Below are 14,036 nucleotides of genomic sequence, written 5' to 3' on the forward strand. Positions count from 1 at the left end.
GCCGCAATAAGGCATAGACAGATGCGAACCCAAGAACCCGGGAGCCAGAGACATGCACGACATCCGCGCCATCCGCGAAAACCCCGCCGCCTTCGATGCGGCGCTGTCGCGTCGTGGGGCGCAGCCGATGTCGGCGCAGGTGCTGGCCGTCGACGAGGCGCGGCGCGGCAAGATCCTCGCCGCCGAAACCGCGCAGGCCGAACAGAACCGCGCCAGCAAGGAAGTCGGCGCCGCCAAGGCCGCCGGCAACGAGGCCGAGTTCGAGCGTCTGCGCGCCCTTGTGGCACAGAAGAAAGCCGACATCGCCCGCCTGAACGAGGAAGCCGCGCAGGAGGATGCCCGTCTGCGCGATCTCTTACTGACCATCCCGAACCTGCCCTTGGCCGATGTGCCCGACGGCGCGGACGAAGAGGGCAACGTGGAACTGCGCCGCTGGGGCACGCCCCGCGCCCTGCCCTTCCCCGCCAAGGAGCATTACGAGATTCCCGCCGCGCAGGCCGGTCTGGATTTCGCGACGGCGGCCAAGCTGTCGGGAAGCCGGTTCGTCGTCCTAAAGGGCGCGATCACCCGGCTGCACCGCGCCCTCGCGCAGTTCATGCTTGACACACATGTGAACGAACACGGCCTGACGGAGATGTGGACCCCGGTCCTCGTGCGCGACGACGCGATGCTCGGCACTGGCCAGCTTCCGAAATTCGCCGAGGACAGCTACCAGACCACGAACGGCTGGTGGCTGATCCCGACCTCGGAGGTGACGTTGACGAACACCGTCGCCGGGGAGATCCTCGATTGGGAAACCCTTCCCATCCGCATGACGGCCCACACCCAATGCTTCCGCTCCGAAGCGGGCAGCGCCGGGCGCGACACCGCCGGCATGCTGCGCCAGCATCAGTTCGAGAAGGTGGAGATGGTCTCCATCACCACGCCCGAACAATCCGCCGAGGAGCACGAGCGCATGACCGCCTGCGCCGAGGCGATTCTGCAAAAGCTGGGCCTGCCCTACCGCGTGATGGTGCTCTGCACCGGCGATATGGGATTCGGCGCGACGCGGACGCATGATCTGGAGGTGTGGCTGCCCGGTCAGGACACCTACCGCGAGATTTCCTCGGTTTCGGTCTGCGGCGCGTTTCAGGCCCGCCGCATGAACGCCCGCTTCCGCCCCGAAGGCGGCAAGCCCGATTTCGTGCATACGCTGAACGGCTCGGGCCTCGCGGTCGGCCGCTGCCTGATCGCCGTGCTGGAGAATGGCCAGCAGGAAGACGGCTCGGTCGACCTGCCGGCCGTGCTGCATCCCTATCTCGGCGGCAAGACCCGCATCACCGCCGAGGGTGTGCTGGCCTGATCAGCCGCCCGCGATGATCTTCACATAGGATTGCGTTTCGGCATAGGGAGGGATCCCGCCGTAACGCTCCACCGCCATGGGACCGGCGTTGTAGGCGGCCAGCGCGTGCCGCCAGTCGCCGAAGCGGTCATACATCATCCGCAGATAGCGCGCGCCGCCATAGAGGTTGGCCACCGGATCGTCGATGGCCACCCCGATCAGCTGCGCCGTGTCGGGCATCAGTTGCGCCAGCCCCCGCGCGCCCCGAACCGACACCGCCGCCGGGTTCCAGCCCGATTCCTGCTGCACGAGGCGCAGGAACAGATCCTCCGGTACGTTGTACTTTTGCGCCGCCGCACGGGCCGTCGCGAGGTATTGGCCGCGATAATTCCCGCTATAGCGCGGGGTCGAGGCCTGCTCCTCGGCTGCCTCGGAGGGCGGGCGCAGACGGCTCGAGGCGGAATATTGCGTGGCCGCCCGACTGTCGAGCACGTCGAATTGCGAGCCGAGCCGCGAGACCCCCGCACCGGGCGATTTGCCGAAGATCCCCTCGGCCATGGCCGGGGGCGTGATCGCAGCAACGAGTGTTGCCGCAAGCGCGATGTGTCGCATGCGTCCGTCCTTCGCTGTCCCGCGCGCCACTATACGGAAAATCGGATGCCGCGCCAGTGCGGCGGCGGTGCCGGGCACATTGCGTCCCCCGTGCCGGGCGTGTAAGTCGGTGTGAAGCATTACGCGGAGGCATTCATGGCGGGTTCGGTCAACAAGGTCATCATCGTCGGCAATCTGGGCCGCGACCCAGAGGTGCGCAGCTTCCAGAACGGTGGCCGCGTGGTGAACCTGCGGATCGCCACCTCGGAAACGTGGCGCGACCGCACCTCGGGGGAGCGCAAGGAGCGTACGGAGTGGCATTCGGTCGCCATCTTCTCCGAACCGCTGGGCAAGATCGCCGAGCAGTATCTGCGCAAAGGGTCCAAGGTGTATATCGAGGGCGCGCTCGAAACGCGGAAATGGCAGGATCAGTCCGGTCAGGACCGGTATTCGACGGAAGTCGTGCTGCGCCCGTTCCGCGGCGAGCTGACGCTTCTGGATGGGCGTGACGGCGGCGGCGCATCTGCGGGCGGCGGTGGCGGCTACGAGGATCGTGGCGGCGGTTACGATTACGAAGGCGGCAGCAGCGGCGGCGGTGCATCGCGCGGCGGCGCGCGCCCGCAGGGCGGCGGCGGCGGTCGCAGCAACGATTTCGACGACGAAATCCCGTTCTAAGACTATCGGCAGGGGGCGAGGTGATCGCCCCATGCCGCAGGCTCAGACCGGCACGCCCTTGGTCGTGCCGGTCTTTGCGAGACAGCGGGCGGTTTGGGCGCTGCGTAAACGCCGAGCCGCCATCACAGCATCACGTCAGTCGACGCCAGATACTGTACATCGCGCAGAAGCAGCGCGAAATCGGCCGCGCCGTCCTTATTCACATCGCCCTGCAAAAGCAGATCGCTGCCCTGCTGCGTCGTCCAGAGGGCGTTTGCCGCCGGTCCGCTGTCGCTGAAGACGAAGCTCTGATGCCCGGCGGCGCGGATGTTCGCGTCGATCGCGCTGACATCGATCCGGTCGATGCCGGATACGAAATCGTGGATCTCATCCGTATGGCTGAGAGAGCCGAAATCCGAACGCTTCAGGAAGATGAAGGTATCGCGCGCCTGATCCACGCCGCCATGAAGCTCATCCACCCCGGCGCCGCCATAGAGGACATCGCGCCCCGCGCCCCCCGAAAGCACGTCATTGCCCGCGCCGCCATAAAGCGTGTCATTGCCGGCATCGGCGTTCAGCACATCGTTCCCCGCGCCGCCCAGAAGCCGGTCATGGCCCGCGCCCCCGGTCAGGGTGTCGGCTCCGTTGTCCCCCGACAGGACATCGGCACCCGCGCCGCCATAGAGCATGTCGGCCCCCGCACCGCCCGAAAGCTGATCGGCGCCGTTGTCGCCCTTCAGGATGTCGTTACCGTCACCGCCGCTCAGCGTGTCGTTGCCATTCTGGCCCGACAGCCGGTCCGCCCCACCATCCCCACTGATCCGGTCATTGCCGTCGCCGCCATAAAGCCCGTCATCCCCCGACCCGCCGAACAGGACATCGTTTCCGCCATCCCCGTTCAGCACGTCATTCCCATTGCCACCGCGCAGGGTATCGGCCCCCGCACCGCCCTTCAGGGTGTCGTTCCCGCCAAGCCCCTCCAACACATTCGCGGCGCCGTTGCCGGTGATCACATTGTCCGCCGCGTTTCCGCGCCCCGTGGCCGCGCCCTGCCCGGTCAGGGTCAACGTCTCGAGGTTGTCGCCCAGCGTCCAATCGAGCGCGGAGAAGACGTGATCGCGGCCGCCATTCGCATCCTCGACCACTTGGTCGCCCTTGGTGACGTAATAGCTGTCATCCCCTCGCCCGCCGGTCAGCACCTCGGCGGCAGAGGTGCCGCGGAGGGTGTCGCGCCCGTTCGTCCCGTCGGTCAGGTTGTCATCGAGGATCGTGATCTCCACGACCTTCATGCTGCCACCATCGCTGAACTCGGTGCCGCTGACATTCACGACGAGGAAGGCCGTCTCCGGCCCCTCCGCCACGGTATCCCGCAGGGCGGTGATGGTCATGGGGATGCGCTCCGTCCTTCCACCCCAACCGATATAGGAGCCCTGCCCCGACAGGCTGCCGATATCGGCGAAAGACGCAGCGCCGCCCGCCGTCGAGATATCATAGCTGTAGGTCGTATATCCGCTCGCCATGTTCTTGAGGAGCAAGCCGACATTCAGGCTCTGCCCTTCGCGCAGGGTGATCGCGTCGGGAATGGAAAGCTCGGCATGGGTCACGGGAGGAGGAATGTCCGAGCCGCCGACGATCGTGACCGAGGAAGTGAACCCCGCCGCCCGCAGATCGTCCTGATCGTAAGTGACCTTGTTGCCCTCCATATCGGTCAACTCGATGCGCATAATCTCCGCGCTGCCTGATTTGGTTTCGGGTTTCACCCAGACCGAGCTGTTCAGATGCCCGTCCACCCATGTCGCCGAGTTGCCGAGCCAGAACGGAACCGCGATTCCGAAGGAATCGAGGAAGCTCGTCTGAACGACGGATTTATCGAGCCAGATGCTGATATCGGTTATGCCGTAATCATCCACGGCATCCGCAGACAGGGTTAAAAGAGCATCCCCCTTGGTGACATCGAGCACCGGAGTAAGCGAGAACGACGTGAGTGAGGGCAGCGACGACAGAGGCATCAGACAACTCGGACAAGGGAAGTGGATCTGCCTCATATCCTTTCACGAACAAGTGAAATTCGCATTAACATGGGGCGAATGATTACTGCAGCAGTCCTGACCCATCAGATGACGTTACGGCGCATTCTTAGAAAGGTTGACTTGACGTAAAAAACGGCGGATTTGCGATGTTCATCCAACAGGGAGATGACAATGATAAACGGCAAACTGCTTTCGGCCAGTGCGCTTGCGCTTCTGCTTGGCACCGGCGCTGCGATGGCCGAAGTGGTGATCAACCGCGGCAACGACACCGATCCGGCCACGCTCGATCCGCACCGTACGCAGACGGTGGCCGAAGGCCGCATCCTCGCGGATCTCTATGACGGGCTGGTGATTGAGGACGCCGAGGGCGAGGCCATTCCCGGCGTCGCCGAATCGTGGGACCTGTCGGAAGACGGCACCGTCTACACCTTCCATCTGCGCGACTCCAAATGGTCGAACGGCGATCCGGTCACCGCGCATGATTTCGATTTCGCCTTCCACCGCATCATGGATCCGATGACGGCGGCCGGCTATGCCTCCATCCTCTTCCCGATCAAGAACGCCGAAGCCGTCGCGGGCGGGCAGATGCCGCTCGATCAGCTGGGCGTGCGCGCGATCGACGACAAGACGTTGGAAATCACGCTCAACGCCCCCACCCCCTTCTTCATCGAGCTTCTGACCCACCAGTCGGCCCTGCCGCTGCATCAGAAATCGGTCGAGGAGTTCGGCGATCAGTTCACCCGTCCGGGCAACCTCGTCAGCAACGGCGCCTATATGCTGCAATCGTTCACGCCGAACTCGCAGCTGGTGATGGTGAAGAACCCGAACTACTACGACGCCGACGACGTGAAGATCGACAAGGTGAACTGGATTCCGTTCGAGGATCGTTCCGCCTGCATGCGCCGCTTCGAAGCCAACGAAGTCCAGATCTGCTCCGACGTTCCGGCCGAGCAGATGGACTATGTGAAGGCCAACCTCTCCGACGAACTGCGCGTCGCCCCCTATCTCGGCACCTACTATCTGCCGGTGAAGGGCGAAGACGGCAGCCCGCTGAAGGATGCGCGCGTGCGCAAGGCGATCTCCATGGCGATCGACCGTGACTTCATCGCCGATTCCGTCTGGGCGGGCACGATGCTTCCGGCCTACACCCTCGTGCCGCCGGGCATCGCCAACTATGTCGATGGCGGCGTGAAGGTGGATTACGCGGACGAGGATCTGTTCGACCGCGAAGACGAAGCCAAGGCCCTGCTGGAAGAAGCCGGCGTCGAACCGGGCACCCTGACGGTGGATCTGCGCTACAACACCGGCGAGAACCACAAGAACACGATGGCCGCCATCGCCGACATGCTGGGCAATATCGGCATCAACGCGCGCCTGAACGAAGTCGAAGGCACGACCTACTTCAACTATCTGCGCGAAGACGGCCCGTTCGATCTGGCCCGTGCCGGTTGGATCGGGGATTACAACGATCCGCAGAACTTCCTGATGCTGTACGAAAGCGGCGTGTCCTTCAACTATTCGCGTTGGGACAATGCCGATTACGACGCGCTTCTGGACAAGGCCGCCGAGACGATGGATCTGGGCGAGCGCGCCGAGGTTCTGGCCGATGCCGAACGTCTGCTTCTGGACGATCAGGCGATCATCCCGATCCTGTCCTACTCCTCCCGCGCGCTGGTCGCGACCGAGGTTCAAGGCTACGAAACCAACCTCATGGATGCCCACGCGACACGCTGGATGTCCTTGAACTGATCCACCCCCGGACATGCAAACGGGCGGGTCGCAAGACCCGCCCTTCAACTTGATAGGTATTCGATGCTTGGGTACACCTTGCGACGAATGGCCAGCGCGATCCCCACGATCTTCATCATCATCACGCTGACCTTCTTTGCGATCCGTATCGCGCCGGGCGGACCGTTCGACCTTGAACGCCCGCTCGATCCGCTGATCCTCGCCAATCTTCAGCGCGCGTATAATCTGGACGCGCCGCTGTGGCAGCAATATCTGAATTATCTCGGCAATCTGCTGCATGGGGATCTCGGTCCCAGCTTCACGCGCCGCGATTTCTCGGTGAACGATCTGTTCGCGCAGGGTCTGCCCGTGTCGATCCTGCTGGGCGGGCTTGCCCTGACGGCGGCGGCGATCCTCGGCACCCTTCTGGGCGCCATCGCGGCCCTGCGGCAGAACTCGTGGCTGGACAACCTGATCGTGGCGATTGCAACGCTCGGCATCACGACGCCGAACTTCGTCATCGCCCCGCTGCTGAGCCTGTTCTTCGGCGTCATCCTCGGGGTGCTTCCGGCGGGCGGGTGGAGCAATGCCAACCCCGCCTACTGGGTGCTGCCGATCATCACGCTGGCGCTGCCGCAGGTGGCCGTGATCGCCCGCCTCGTGCGCGGCGCGACGGTGGAGGCGCTGCGCGCCAACCATGTGCGCACCGCCCGCGCCTATGGCCTGCCGGCGCGGGTCGTCGTGGGCGTGCATGCGCTGCGCGCGGCGATGCTGCCGACCGTGTCCTACCTCGGGCCGACGGCTGCGGCGCTGCTGACCGGTTCGGTCGTGGTGGAGACGATCTTCGGCCTCCCCGGCGTCGGCCGCTACTTCGTGCAGGGCGCGCTTGGCCGCGACTACACGCTGGTGATGGGCACGGTGGTGGTGATCGCCGTCTTCGTGGTGATCTTCAACCTCTTGGTGGACCTCACCTACGCTTGGCTTGACCCGAGGGTACGTTATGACTGATGCAACGACGATCGCGGCACCCAGCCGCTCGCTCTGGCAGGATGCGTGGATCCGGCTGAAGAAGAACCGCGCGGCACTGGCCAGCCTCTTCGTGCTGATCATCCTCGCGCTGGCGGGGATTTTCGGGCCGATGATCTCGCCCCACCCCTATGGGGCGATCTATCAGCAATATGTGCGCGTGCCGCCCAGCCTCGAGGCCTATCCCCGCGCCGACGACATCGAACCGGCGGTCGAGAGCCTTCTGCGCCGCGCCCGTGTCGAACCCGCCGGGATCGAGGTGGAGGGCGATGCCGTCACCATCACGTTGAACGGCGACACGCCGATCGACGACCGGATCGTGCGCTATTTCCAGCGTTCGGACGCGTTCTTTGCACCCGAACTGACGCTGGCCGATGACAAGCTCTCGGGCACGCTGACCCTCGGGGTGGAGCGGAACTACTTCTTCCTCGGCACCGACAACCTTGGCCGCGACATGCTCAGCCGTATCCTGATCGGCGTGCGCATCTCGCTCGCGATCGGCGTCCTTGCCTCGGCGATGGCGCTGGTGCTGGGCGTGGCCTATGGGGCGATCTCCGGCTATCTCGGTGGCCGGGTGGACAACGTGATGATGCGGATCGTGGACATCCTCTATTCGCTGCCCTTCATCTTCTTCGTGATCCTGCTTCTGGTGTTCTTCGGGCGCTCGCTGGTGATCATCTTCATCGCCATCGGGGCGACGGAATGGCTGGACATGGCGCGCATCGTGCGTGGCCAAACCCTCAGCCTCAAACGCCGCGAATTCGTTCAGGCTGCCGAGGCTCTGGGCGCCACCCGCTCGGGCATCCTGAAGCGGCACATCATCCCGAACGCCCTCGGACCGGTGATCGTCTTCGTGACGCTGCTGGTGCCGAAGGCGATCCTCGCCGAGAGCCTTCTGTCCTTCCTCGGCCTCGGGGTGCAGGACCCGATGACCTCGCTGGGCCTTCTGATCTCCGAAGGGGCGCAGAACATGCGCGGCGCGTCGTGGCAGCTTCTCGGCCCGGCTGCGGTGCTGACCGTGATCCTGTTCGCGCTGAACTTCCTGGGCGACGGCCTGCGCGACAGCCTTGACCCGAAGGAGCGTTGAGATGACCGACACGATCCTGTCCGTCCGCGACCTGCGCGTGACCTTCCAGACCAATGACGGCCCGGTGGAGGCCGTCAAAGGCGTCAACTGGGACCTGCGCGCCGGTGAGACGCTGGCCATCGTCGGCGAAAGCGGTTCGGGCAAAAGCCAGACCACCATGGCGCTGATGGGCCTTCTGGCCGCCAACGGCACCGCCACCGGATCCGTCCGCTACCGCGACCGGGAGGTTCTGAACCTGTCGGAGCGGGAGTTGAACAAGATCCGCGGCAAGAAGATCACCATGATCTTCCAAGAGCCGATGACCTCGCTCGATCCGCTCTATCGGATCGGGGACCAACTGGCCGAGCCGCTGCGCCATCATGCGGGTCTGTCCCGCAGCAAGGCGCGTCCGCGGATCCTCGAACTGCTGCGCCTCGTCGGCATTCCCGACCCCGAGCGCCGCATCGACAGCTACCCGCATGAGATGTCGGGCGGGCAGCGTCAGCGCGTGATGATCGCGATGGCGCTGGCCAACGACCCCGACATCCTGATCGCGGACGAGCCGACGACCGCCCTCGATGTGACGATTCAGGCGCAGATCCTCGAGCTTCTGGCCGATCTGCAGAAACGTCTCGGCATGGCGATCGTCTTCATCACCCACGATCTGGGCATCGTGCGGCGGTTCGCCGACCATGTGGCCGTGATGCGCCGCGGCGAGGTGGTGGAGGATGGCCCCTCGGAGGAGGTGTTCACCGCGCCGAAGCATCCCTACACGCGGATGCTCCTCGATGCCGAGCCGGAGGGCCGCAAGGAGCCCCCCGCCCCGGATGCGGCCGAACTCCTGCGCGGCGACGATGTCCGCGTCACCTTCACGCTGGGCGGCGGTTTCCTCAAGAAGGCCGATCACCTGCATGCGGTGAAGGGCATCTCGGTGACGCTGCACGAAGGTCAGACGATCGGCGTCGTGGGGGAATCGGGTTCGGGCAAGTCCACGCTGGGCCGCGCCCTGCTGCGCCTAACCGAAAGCGAGGGGCGCGTGGCATGGCTCGGCAAAGAGCTTCCGCGCGGCATCGACGAGATGCGCCCCTACCGCCACCAGTTGCAACTGGTGTTCCAAGATCCCTTCGGCTCTCTCTCGCCGCGGATGACGGTGGGGCAGATCATCACCGAGGGGCTGCTGATCCACGAGCCGACGATGTCGCGCGCCGAACGCAACCGCCGCGCCGGCGAGGCGCTAGAGGAAGTCGGCCTCGATGCCGGAATGCGCAACCGTTATCCGCACGAGTTTTCGGGCGGGCAGCGTCAGCGGATCGCCATCGCGCGTACGATGATCCTGCGCCCTCGGGTGATCGTGCTGGACGAACCGACCTCGGCGCTCGACCGGTCGGTGCAGAAGCAGATCGTGGAACTGCTGCGCGATCTTCAGCAGAAGCACCGCCTGTCCTACTTCTTCATCAGCCACGATCTGTCCGTGGTCCGCGCCCTCGCGGATCAGATCATCGTCATGAAGTCGGGGGAGATCGTGGAACAGGGCCTGACCGAACAGGTGTTCGACGCACCCCGGCAGGAGTACACGAAACGCCTGATGGCCGCGGCCCTGTCGACCGAACGTTTCCGGTCGGCGTCGTAAGAAAAAGCCCCCGGAAACGGGGGCTTTTTTGTATCAGATCCGGTCCGGATCCTTGAAACGTTCCTGCGCCGCGGTCGCTGCGGATTCGGCGACGCTCTGGACCTTGTCCACCAGCGGCTCTTCGGGGATCAGGTCTTCCTCGTAGGCCTTGGACTTGGCGGCATCGAGGCCGGCCTGCGCCGCAGCCGTGGCGCGATCCTTCAGATCCTCCGCCGTCTCGACCGCTTGATCATAGAGGCGATCGTGATGCGGGCCGAGCACGCGGTCTTCGGAGCGGGTGCGCGGCAGTGCGGCACCAAGGAGCGCCCCAGCGGCCAGCGCGACCGCGCCGAACAGAACCGGATGCGACTCCGCCTGTGCCAGCGCCTTGTCCGACAGATCGGAGGCCTGACGACGCGCGCCGTCCAGACGCTCGGAGGCCTGACGGCGATACCCGTCCAGACGCTCGGAGCTGGCCGAGGAACCGTAGGATTTGGAGAAGGACGGCTTCGAGGGCATCGTCGGGACGTAGTTCGGGGCAGCGCGGCGCGTTGCGACACCGCCGGCCAGCGCCACGAGGCCAAGGCCGATCAGGCCGAAGGCCACGGGGTTGCTGCGCACCTGACGGCCTGCCGCTTCGAGCGAACCGCGCGGATCCTCCAGCCCGACATAGCGGGTGGCATCGTTCAGAATCCCATGCAGCGAGGCTTTTTCGCGCAGTGCATTCAGCGTGCCTTCGACGTTCGAGCGATTGGTCTCGACTTCGACTTCGATGGTTTCCGGGGATTGGGTCATTTCATTTGCTCCTTCACGAGTTTGCCGTCCCGCTGTGCCTGCGCAATGCTGCGATCAGGGATGAGCGTGGCAGTGGAGAGTGTCTTGCGGCCGCCGACCATCAGCAGCCCGCCGATCACGAACAGCACGACGCCGACCAGCGTGGCGGCCCATGCCGGCCCGATCCATGTCGCAAGCGCGGCGACGAGGGCCTGCAGCAGCACGATGGCGGCCAGCAGCAGGATGATCGCACCGGCCAGCAGCATTTCGGCGCCATGGGCCATCTTGCTCGCGGCTTGGCTGATCTCGGCCTTCACGAGACGTGTCTCGCTGCGGACGAGATCGGCAAGATCGCGAACCAGATCGGCCATCAGGTCGGAAAAGCTGCGCGGATCGCTGGGCGGGATCTTATTAAAGTCCGACATTCGGCCCCCCATAGGTGGGTGCGGGGGTCGGTGCCGGGGTCGGTGCGGGTTCGGGCATGCCGACCGGCTCGGTCACGAGGGTCGCATCCTCTTCCTCGGGCGTCTTGGCCGTCAGCAGGCGGCCTGCCGCGAGACCGGCCAGAAGGCACCCGCCGATGAACACGGCCGGGTTGGAGCGGGCATAATCGGCTACGGCGCGGCCCATGTCGTTGACCGTACTGTTCTCGATCGTGCCGCTCAGATCCTCGGCCAGCGAGGCCCCTTGGTCGATCAGGCCCGAGGGCGCGGCCCCGAGGCCGTGGTCGGAATTGCTGCCCGAGGCGTCGCGCAGAGCGCGGGCGAGGCTGCGCAGTTCGGCCCCGAGGCCGGCCTTGCGGCGCTCCAGCTCGTCGGTGACGGCGCTCATCAGGCCCGGCGCTGTTTCATTGCGCAGGCGGTCCGCCCCATCCCGAACGCGGGCATTGGCCTCGTCATATTCAAAGCGGGCACGCGCCTTGGCATTCTCGATCTCTTCATTCATCATGATATGATTCCCTTGGCGAGTTACGGTTGGTCCTCTCTGCCGGCGTGGCGCCGGGCGGGGTGACCGGGTTCTGCGGGTCGGCGGGAGCGGGGTCGTCGGGGAACGTGGTCTGCTTGTTCGCCGGATCGTGCCGCTGCTGCCTCTGGTCGATCATCTTGCCCATCCGGGCCTCCTTTGCCTGTCTCTAACGGACGGAGAAGGCAGGCAGTTCCCATGGATGGGATCAGTTCTGCTCCTGAACGTCCTCATTGTCCTTGCCCTCGGTGCGGGCGGGATTCATCACGTCGAATTCTTCGGCCTTGTGGGCCGAACCTTCGTGCTGGGCCTGCGCATTCGGGCGGCGCGGGGCCTCGTCGCGTTTCTCGTGGGCATTGCGGGGCTGGTTGGCCATGGTCCTACTCCTTGGTTTTCGTATCGGGGGCGCCCTCGGGGCGGCTCGGAACGGGTGCGTCCTTGCGGGCCTGCTCGATCTCGGGCGTCAGGGGGGTGATCGGGTTGCCGATCACGTCCACGGGCTTGGCGGTCCTGTCATCCGGCGTCATGGGGCGCCCTCCTCTCTGGGGGTGAACCGCCACCGAGGCCGCCCTGTTCCGCGCCAAGGGTCGGGAACTTGCACGCAAGGGGCGTGTTGGGCCTTCAGTCGCCGGTCCGGCCGGCGCCACCCGAAAAAGGAGAGGGAAATGGACGACAAGCGCAAGCTGGGGCCGTCGCGTTCGCCCAAGGCGATCTATGTGATCGCGGCCATCATCGTGCTGACTGTGGTCACTCTGTTCGTGGGGATGAACATTTCCCACATGAACCAGATGGAGGATGCGGAGCAGGACGGGACCGCATCGCAGGCCGATGATGCAACGCCCATCGACCCGGAATGAGTGAAAAGGCCCCTGACGATCGTCAGGGGCCTTTCGCGTCTTAGTTGCCGTCGGCGTTCGATCCGATGAACCAAGCGTCCTTGTCGACGATCCGGCTCGCCTCGGTGAAGAGGTCCGAGGTGTCCTGATCGCCGCCATCGTCCGTGGTGTCGATCGCTTCGCGCAGCGATGCCGCCACCAGCTTGTACCGCTCGGTCAACTCGCGGACGTGATCCTTCACGGACACGGTATCGGTCGGATAGCGCGGCAGCGCCGTTTCCTCGGCCACGACCTGCGAGATGCCGACGGGCGTTCCGCCCAGCACCACCGTACGCTCGGCGATCTTGTCCAGAATGTCGCGCAGGTTCGCCACCGCATCGTCCAAGAGTTCGTGCACGCCGATGAAGCCATTGCCGCGCATCGTCCAATGCGCCTGCTTCACGGTCAGGGAGAGGTCGATCACGAGGCTCAGGTTCTTGTTCAGCGTCTCGATCGACACCTTCGCGCTGTCATCGGACAGGCCACTCGCAAAACGTTCGCGCATAAGTCACTCCTTGCGTTTCAAAGGTCGTGGGTTCAACCCGCCGGTCGCATCCGTGGTTCCATATCGGTGCCTACATCACCGCCGACAGCATCCACAGTGCCATGAACATCATCATCAGGTTCTCGGTCAACGACACGAAGCCAAGCGGCACGTTGCTGCCCCCGCCCATGCAGGCGCAGCGCAATTCCCGCTTTTCGATATACACCGCCTGAAAGACCGAGATGGCCCCGACTGTCCCGATGAACAGCGCGACCGGGATCGACGCCCAGAGCAGCACGCCGGTGATCATCAAAAGCCCCGCCCCTGCCTCGGCGAAGGGGTAGATATAGGCATAGCCGACCCAGCGGCGGGCCAAGAGGTCGTAGTTGAGGAAGCTGGTGGTGAACCGTTCGACATCCTGAAGCTTCTGCAGGCCCAGAAGGCACATCGCGAAGGCGATGGTCCAATGCAGCCAGCTGCCGAAGCTGACATCCCCCACCACCCAGCGGGCGGCCAGCGCCATCAGGGCGGCCATCCCGAACAGGGCGACGATGGGTTGATAGGTCGTCTCGTCCTTGGCCGGCAGAGGGGAGCCGAACCATGCGCGCAGTTCCGAATGACCGCCGATGCGTTCGCCGTCCACGAAGGTCTGCGGCGTCGTCTTGACCTTCCATTCGGCCTTGAAGGCGTCCGTCTCCTCGCGGGTGGTCAGATGATGATCCTCCACCTCGTAGCCGTGCCGTTCCAGCAACGCCTTCGATTTCAGGCCGAAGGGGCACACATGTCCGGGCATCACCATGCGGTACAGGACGGCCTTGCGCCTGACTTCGGTGGTGGAGCGGGGAATTGCGGTCATTTCAGTCCTTCCTTTCCTGCAAGAAGGATGTAAGCAGCCTGCCCCAGCCTTCCAGTCAA

At 64.9% G+C, this 14,036-nt stretch carries 17 protein-coding genes; 7 read left to right on the forward strand and 10 right to left on the reverse strand.

Annotation, left to right across the window (positions count from 1 at the left end; genetic code table 11):
* The first annotated feature begins 52 nt into the window (after positions 1-52).
* Positions 53-1,342: a serine--tRNA ligase gene (gene serS / locus GR316_RS04705; protein WP_211784877.1), complete on the forward strand. Its 1,290-nt coding sequence runs from the start codon at positions 53-55 to the stop codon at positions 1,340-1,342.
* Here the strand turns inward: serS and GR316_RS04710 are convergent, their stop codons facing one another.
* Entirely contained in the window at positions 1,343-1,933 is a 591-nt protein-coding gene (locus tag GR316_RS04710; RefSeq protein WP_211784878.1) for a lytic transglycosylase domain-containing protein, read from the reverse strand.
* A gap of 135 nt (positions 1,934-2,068) precedes the next feature.
* On the opposite strand from GR316_RS04710, the gene ssb reads away from it, so the two are divergent.
* Positions 2,069-2,587 carry a single-stranded DNA-binding protein gene (gene ssb / locus GR316_RS04715; RefSeq protein ID WP_211784879.1) on the forward strand — a complete coding sequence of 173 codons (519 nt, stop codon included), beginning with the start codon at positions 2,069-2,071 and terminating at the stop codon, positions 2,585-2,587.
* A 122-nt stretch (positions 2,588-2,709) separates the two neighbouring features.
* Here ssb and GR316_RS04720 read toward each other — a convergent pair whose 3' ends face one another.
* On the reverse strand, positions 2,710-4,575 hold the full coding sequence (locus tag GR316_RS04720; RefSeq protein ID WP_211784880.1) for a calcium-binding protein: 1,866 nt from the start codon (positions 4,573-4,575) through the stop codon (positions 2,710-2,712).
* 192 nt (positions 4,576-4,767) lie between these two features.
* Between GR316_RS04720 and GR316_RS04725 the strand changes: the two genes are divergently transcribed.
* The 4 genes from GR316_RS04725 (at position 4,768) to GR316_RS04740 (ending at position 10,046) form a co-directional block, all read left to right on the forward strand.
* Entirely contained in the window at positions 4,768-6,345 is a 1,578-nt protein-coding gene (locus GR316_RS04725) for a peptide ABC transporter substrate-binding protein (protein WP_249218818.1), read from the forward strand.
* 63 nt (positions 6,346-6,408) lie between these two features.
* Positions 6,409-7,332: an ABC transporter permease gene (locus tag GR316_RS04730; protein ID WP_211784882.1), complete on the forward strand. Its 924-nt coding sequence runs from the start codon at positions 6,409-6,411 to the stop codon at positions 7,330-7,332.
* The gene (locus tag GR316_RS04735; RefSeq protein ID WP_211784883.1) at positions 7,325-8,437 is read left to right on the forward strand and encodes an ABC transporter permease; all 1,113 of its coding nucleotides are present in this window, start codon (positions 7,325-7,327) and stop codon (positions 8,435-8,437) included. The genes GR316_RS04730 and GR316_RS04735 overlap by 8 nt, the downstream gene beginning before the upstream one ends.
* A 1-nt stretch (position 8,438) precedes the next feature.
* Complete coding sequence (locus GR316_RS04740) at positions 8,439-10,046, forward strand: ABC transporter ATP-binding protein (RefSeq protein ID WP_211784884.1); 1,608 nt, start codon at positions 8,439-8,441, stop codon at positions 10,044-10,046.
* 33 nt (positions 10,047-10,079) lie between these two features.
* Here GR316_RS04740 and GR316_RS04745 read toward each other — a convergent pair whose 3' ends face one another.
* From GR316_RS04745 to GR316_RS04770, 6 genes are read right to left on the reverse strand one after another with little or no spacing between them, the layout of a single operon-like run.
* Positions 10,080-10,820 (reverse strand): hypothetical protein, encoded by a 741-nt coding sequence (locus tag GR316_RS04745; RefSeq protein WP_211784885.1) that lies wholly within the window; start codon positions 10,818-10,820, stop codon positions 10,080-10,082.
* Positions 10,817-11,224, reverse strand: coding sequence for a phage holin family protein (locus GR316_RS04750; protein ID WP_211784886.1), 408 nt, complete (start codon positions 11,222-11,224; stop codon positions 10,817-10,819). The genes GR316_RS04745 and GR316_RS04750 overlap by 4 nt, the downstream gene beginning before the upstream one ends.
* Positions 11,211-11,747, reverse strand: a complete 537-nt coding sequence (locus GR316_RS04755) for a hypothetical protein (protein ID WP_211784887.1) — start codon at positions 11,745-11,747, stop codon at positions 11,211-11,213. The genes GR316_RS04750 and GR316_RS04755 overlap by 14 nt, the downstream gene beginning before the upstream one ends.
* On the reverse strand, positions 11,737-11,910 hold the full coding sequence (locus tag GR316_RS04760) for a hypothetical protein (RefSeq protein ID WP_211784888.1): 174 nt from the start codon (positions 11,908-11,910) through the stop codon (positions 11,737-11,739). Before GR316_RS04760 ends, GR316_RS04755 begins: the two co-directional genes overlap by 11 nt.
* Positions 11,911-11,970: 60 nt before the next feature.
* Positions 11,971-12,138: a hypothetical protein gene (locus tag GR316_RS04765; RefSeq protein WP_211784889.1), complete on the reverse strand. Its 168-nt coding sequence runs from the start codon at positions 12,136-12,138 to the stop codon at positions 11,971-11,973.
* 4 nt (positions 12,139-12,142) lie between these two features.
* Positions 12,143-12,289: a hypothetical protein gene (locus GR316_RS04770; RefSeq protein ID WP_211784890.1), complete on the reverse strand. Its 147-nt coding sequence runs from the start codon at positions 12,287-12,289 to the stop codon at positions 12,143-12,145.
* Positions 12,290-12,427: 138 nt separating this feature from the next.
* On the opposite strand from GR316_RS04770, the gene GR316_RS04775 reads away from it, so the two are divergent.
* Positions 12,428-12,619: a hypothetical protein gene (locus GR316_RS04775; protein ID WP_211784891.1), complete on the forward strand. Its 192-nt coding sequence runs from the start codon at positions 12,428-12,430 to the stop codon at positions 12,617-12,619.
* Positions 12,620-12,659: 40 nt separating this feature from the next.
* Here GR316_RS04775 and dps read toward each other — a convergent pair whose 3' ends face one another.
* Positions 12,660-13,142 carry a DNA starvation/stationary phase protection protein Dps gene (gene dps / locus GR316_RS04780; RefSeq protein ID WP_211784892.1) on the reverse strand — a complete coding sequence of 161 codons (483 nt, stop codon included), beginning with the start codon at positions 13,140-13,142 and terminating at the stop codon, positions 12,660-12,662.
* 70 nt (positions 13,143-13,212) lie between these two features.
* A complete protein-coding gene (locus GR316_RS04785; protein WP_211784893.1) occupies positions 13,213-13,977 on the reverse strand; it encodes a MauE/DoxX family redox-associated membrane protein in 765 nt (254 codons plus the stop codon).
* Positions 13,978-14,036: the final 59 nt, after the last annotated feature.

Origin of the sequence: Falsirhodobacter algicola, from assembly GCF_018279165.1 — a bacterium.
Classification (GTDB): Bacteria; Pseudomonadota; Alphaproteobacteria; order Rhodobacterales; family Rhodobacteraceae; genus Falsirhodobacter; species Falsirhodobacter algicola.

Bases quoted from the DNA above. Each gene is read 5' to 3' on its own strand.
- serS (WP_211784877.1), top strand. From the start codon at position 53: ATGCACGACATCCGCGCCATCCGCGAAAACCCCGCCGCCTTCGATGCG.
- GR316_RS04710 (WP_211784878.1), bottom strand. From the start codon at position 1,933: ATGCGACACATCGCGCTTGCGGCAACACTCGTTGCTGCGATCACGCCC.
- ssb (WP_211784879.1), top strand. From the start codon at position 2,069: ATGGCGGGTTCGGTCAACAAGGTCATCATCGTCGGCAATCTGGGCCGC.
- GR316_RS04720 (WP_211784880.1), bottom strand. From the start codon at position 4,575: ATGCCTCTGTCGTCGCTGCCCTCACTCACGTCGTTCTCGCTTACTCCG.
- GR316_RS04725 (WP_249218818.1), top strand. From the start codon at position 4,768: ATGATAAACGGCAAACTGCTTTCGGCCAGTGCGCTTGCGCTTCTGCTT.
- GR316_RS04730 (WP_211784882.1), top strand. From the start codon at position 6,409: ATGCTTGGGTACACCTTGCGACGAATGGCCAGCGCGATCCCCACGATC.
- GR316_RS04735 (WP_211784883.1), top strand. From the start codon at position 7,325: ATGACTGATGCAACGACGATCGCGGCACCCAGCCGCTCGCTCTGGCAG.
- GR316_RS04740 (WP_211784884.1), top strand. From the start codon at position 8,439: ATGACCGACACGATCCTGTCCGTCCGCGACCTGCGCGTGACCTTCCAG.
- GR316_RS04745 (WP_211784885.1), bottom strand. From the start codon at position 10,820: ATGACCCAATCCCCGGAAACCATCGAAGTCGAAGTCGAGACCAATCGC.
- GR316_RS04750 (WP_211784886.1), bottom strand. From the start codon at position 11,224: ATGTCGGACTTTAATAAGATCCCGCCCAGCGATCCGCGCAGCTTTTCC.
- GR316_RS04755 (WP_211784887.1), bottom strand. From the start codon at position 11,747: ATGATGAATGAAGAGATCGAGAATGCCAAGGCGCGTGCCCGCTTTGAA.
- GR316_RS04760 (WP_211784888.1), bottom strand. From the start codon at position 11,910: ATGGGCAAGATGATCGACCAGAGGCAGCAGCGGCACGATCCGGCGAAC.
- GR316_RS04765 (WP_211784889.1), bottom strand. From the start codon at position 12,138: ATGGCCAACCAGCCCCGCAATGCCCACGAGAAACGCGACGAGGCCCCG.
- GR316_RS04770 (WP_211784890.1), bottom strand. From the start codon at position 12,289: ATGACGCCGGATGACAGGACCGCCAAGCCCGTGGACGTGATCGGCAAC.
- GR316_RS04775 (WP_211784891.1), top strand. From the start codon at position 12,428: ATGGACGACAAGCGCAAGCTGGGGCCGTCGCGTTCGCCCAAGGCGATC.
- dps (WP_211784892.1), bottom strand. From the start codon at position 13,142: ATGCGCGAACGTTTTGCGAGTGGCCTGTCCGATGACAGCGCGAAGGTG.
- GR316_RS04785 (WP_211784893.1), bottom strand. From the start codon at position 13,977: ATGACCGCAATTCCCCGCTCCACCACCGAAGTCAGGCGCAAGGCCGTC.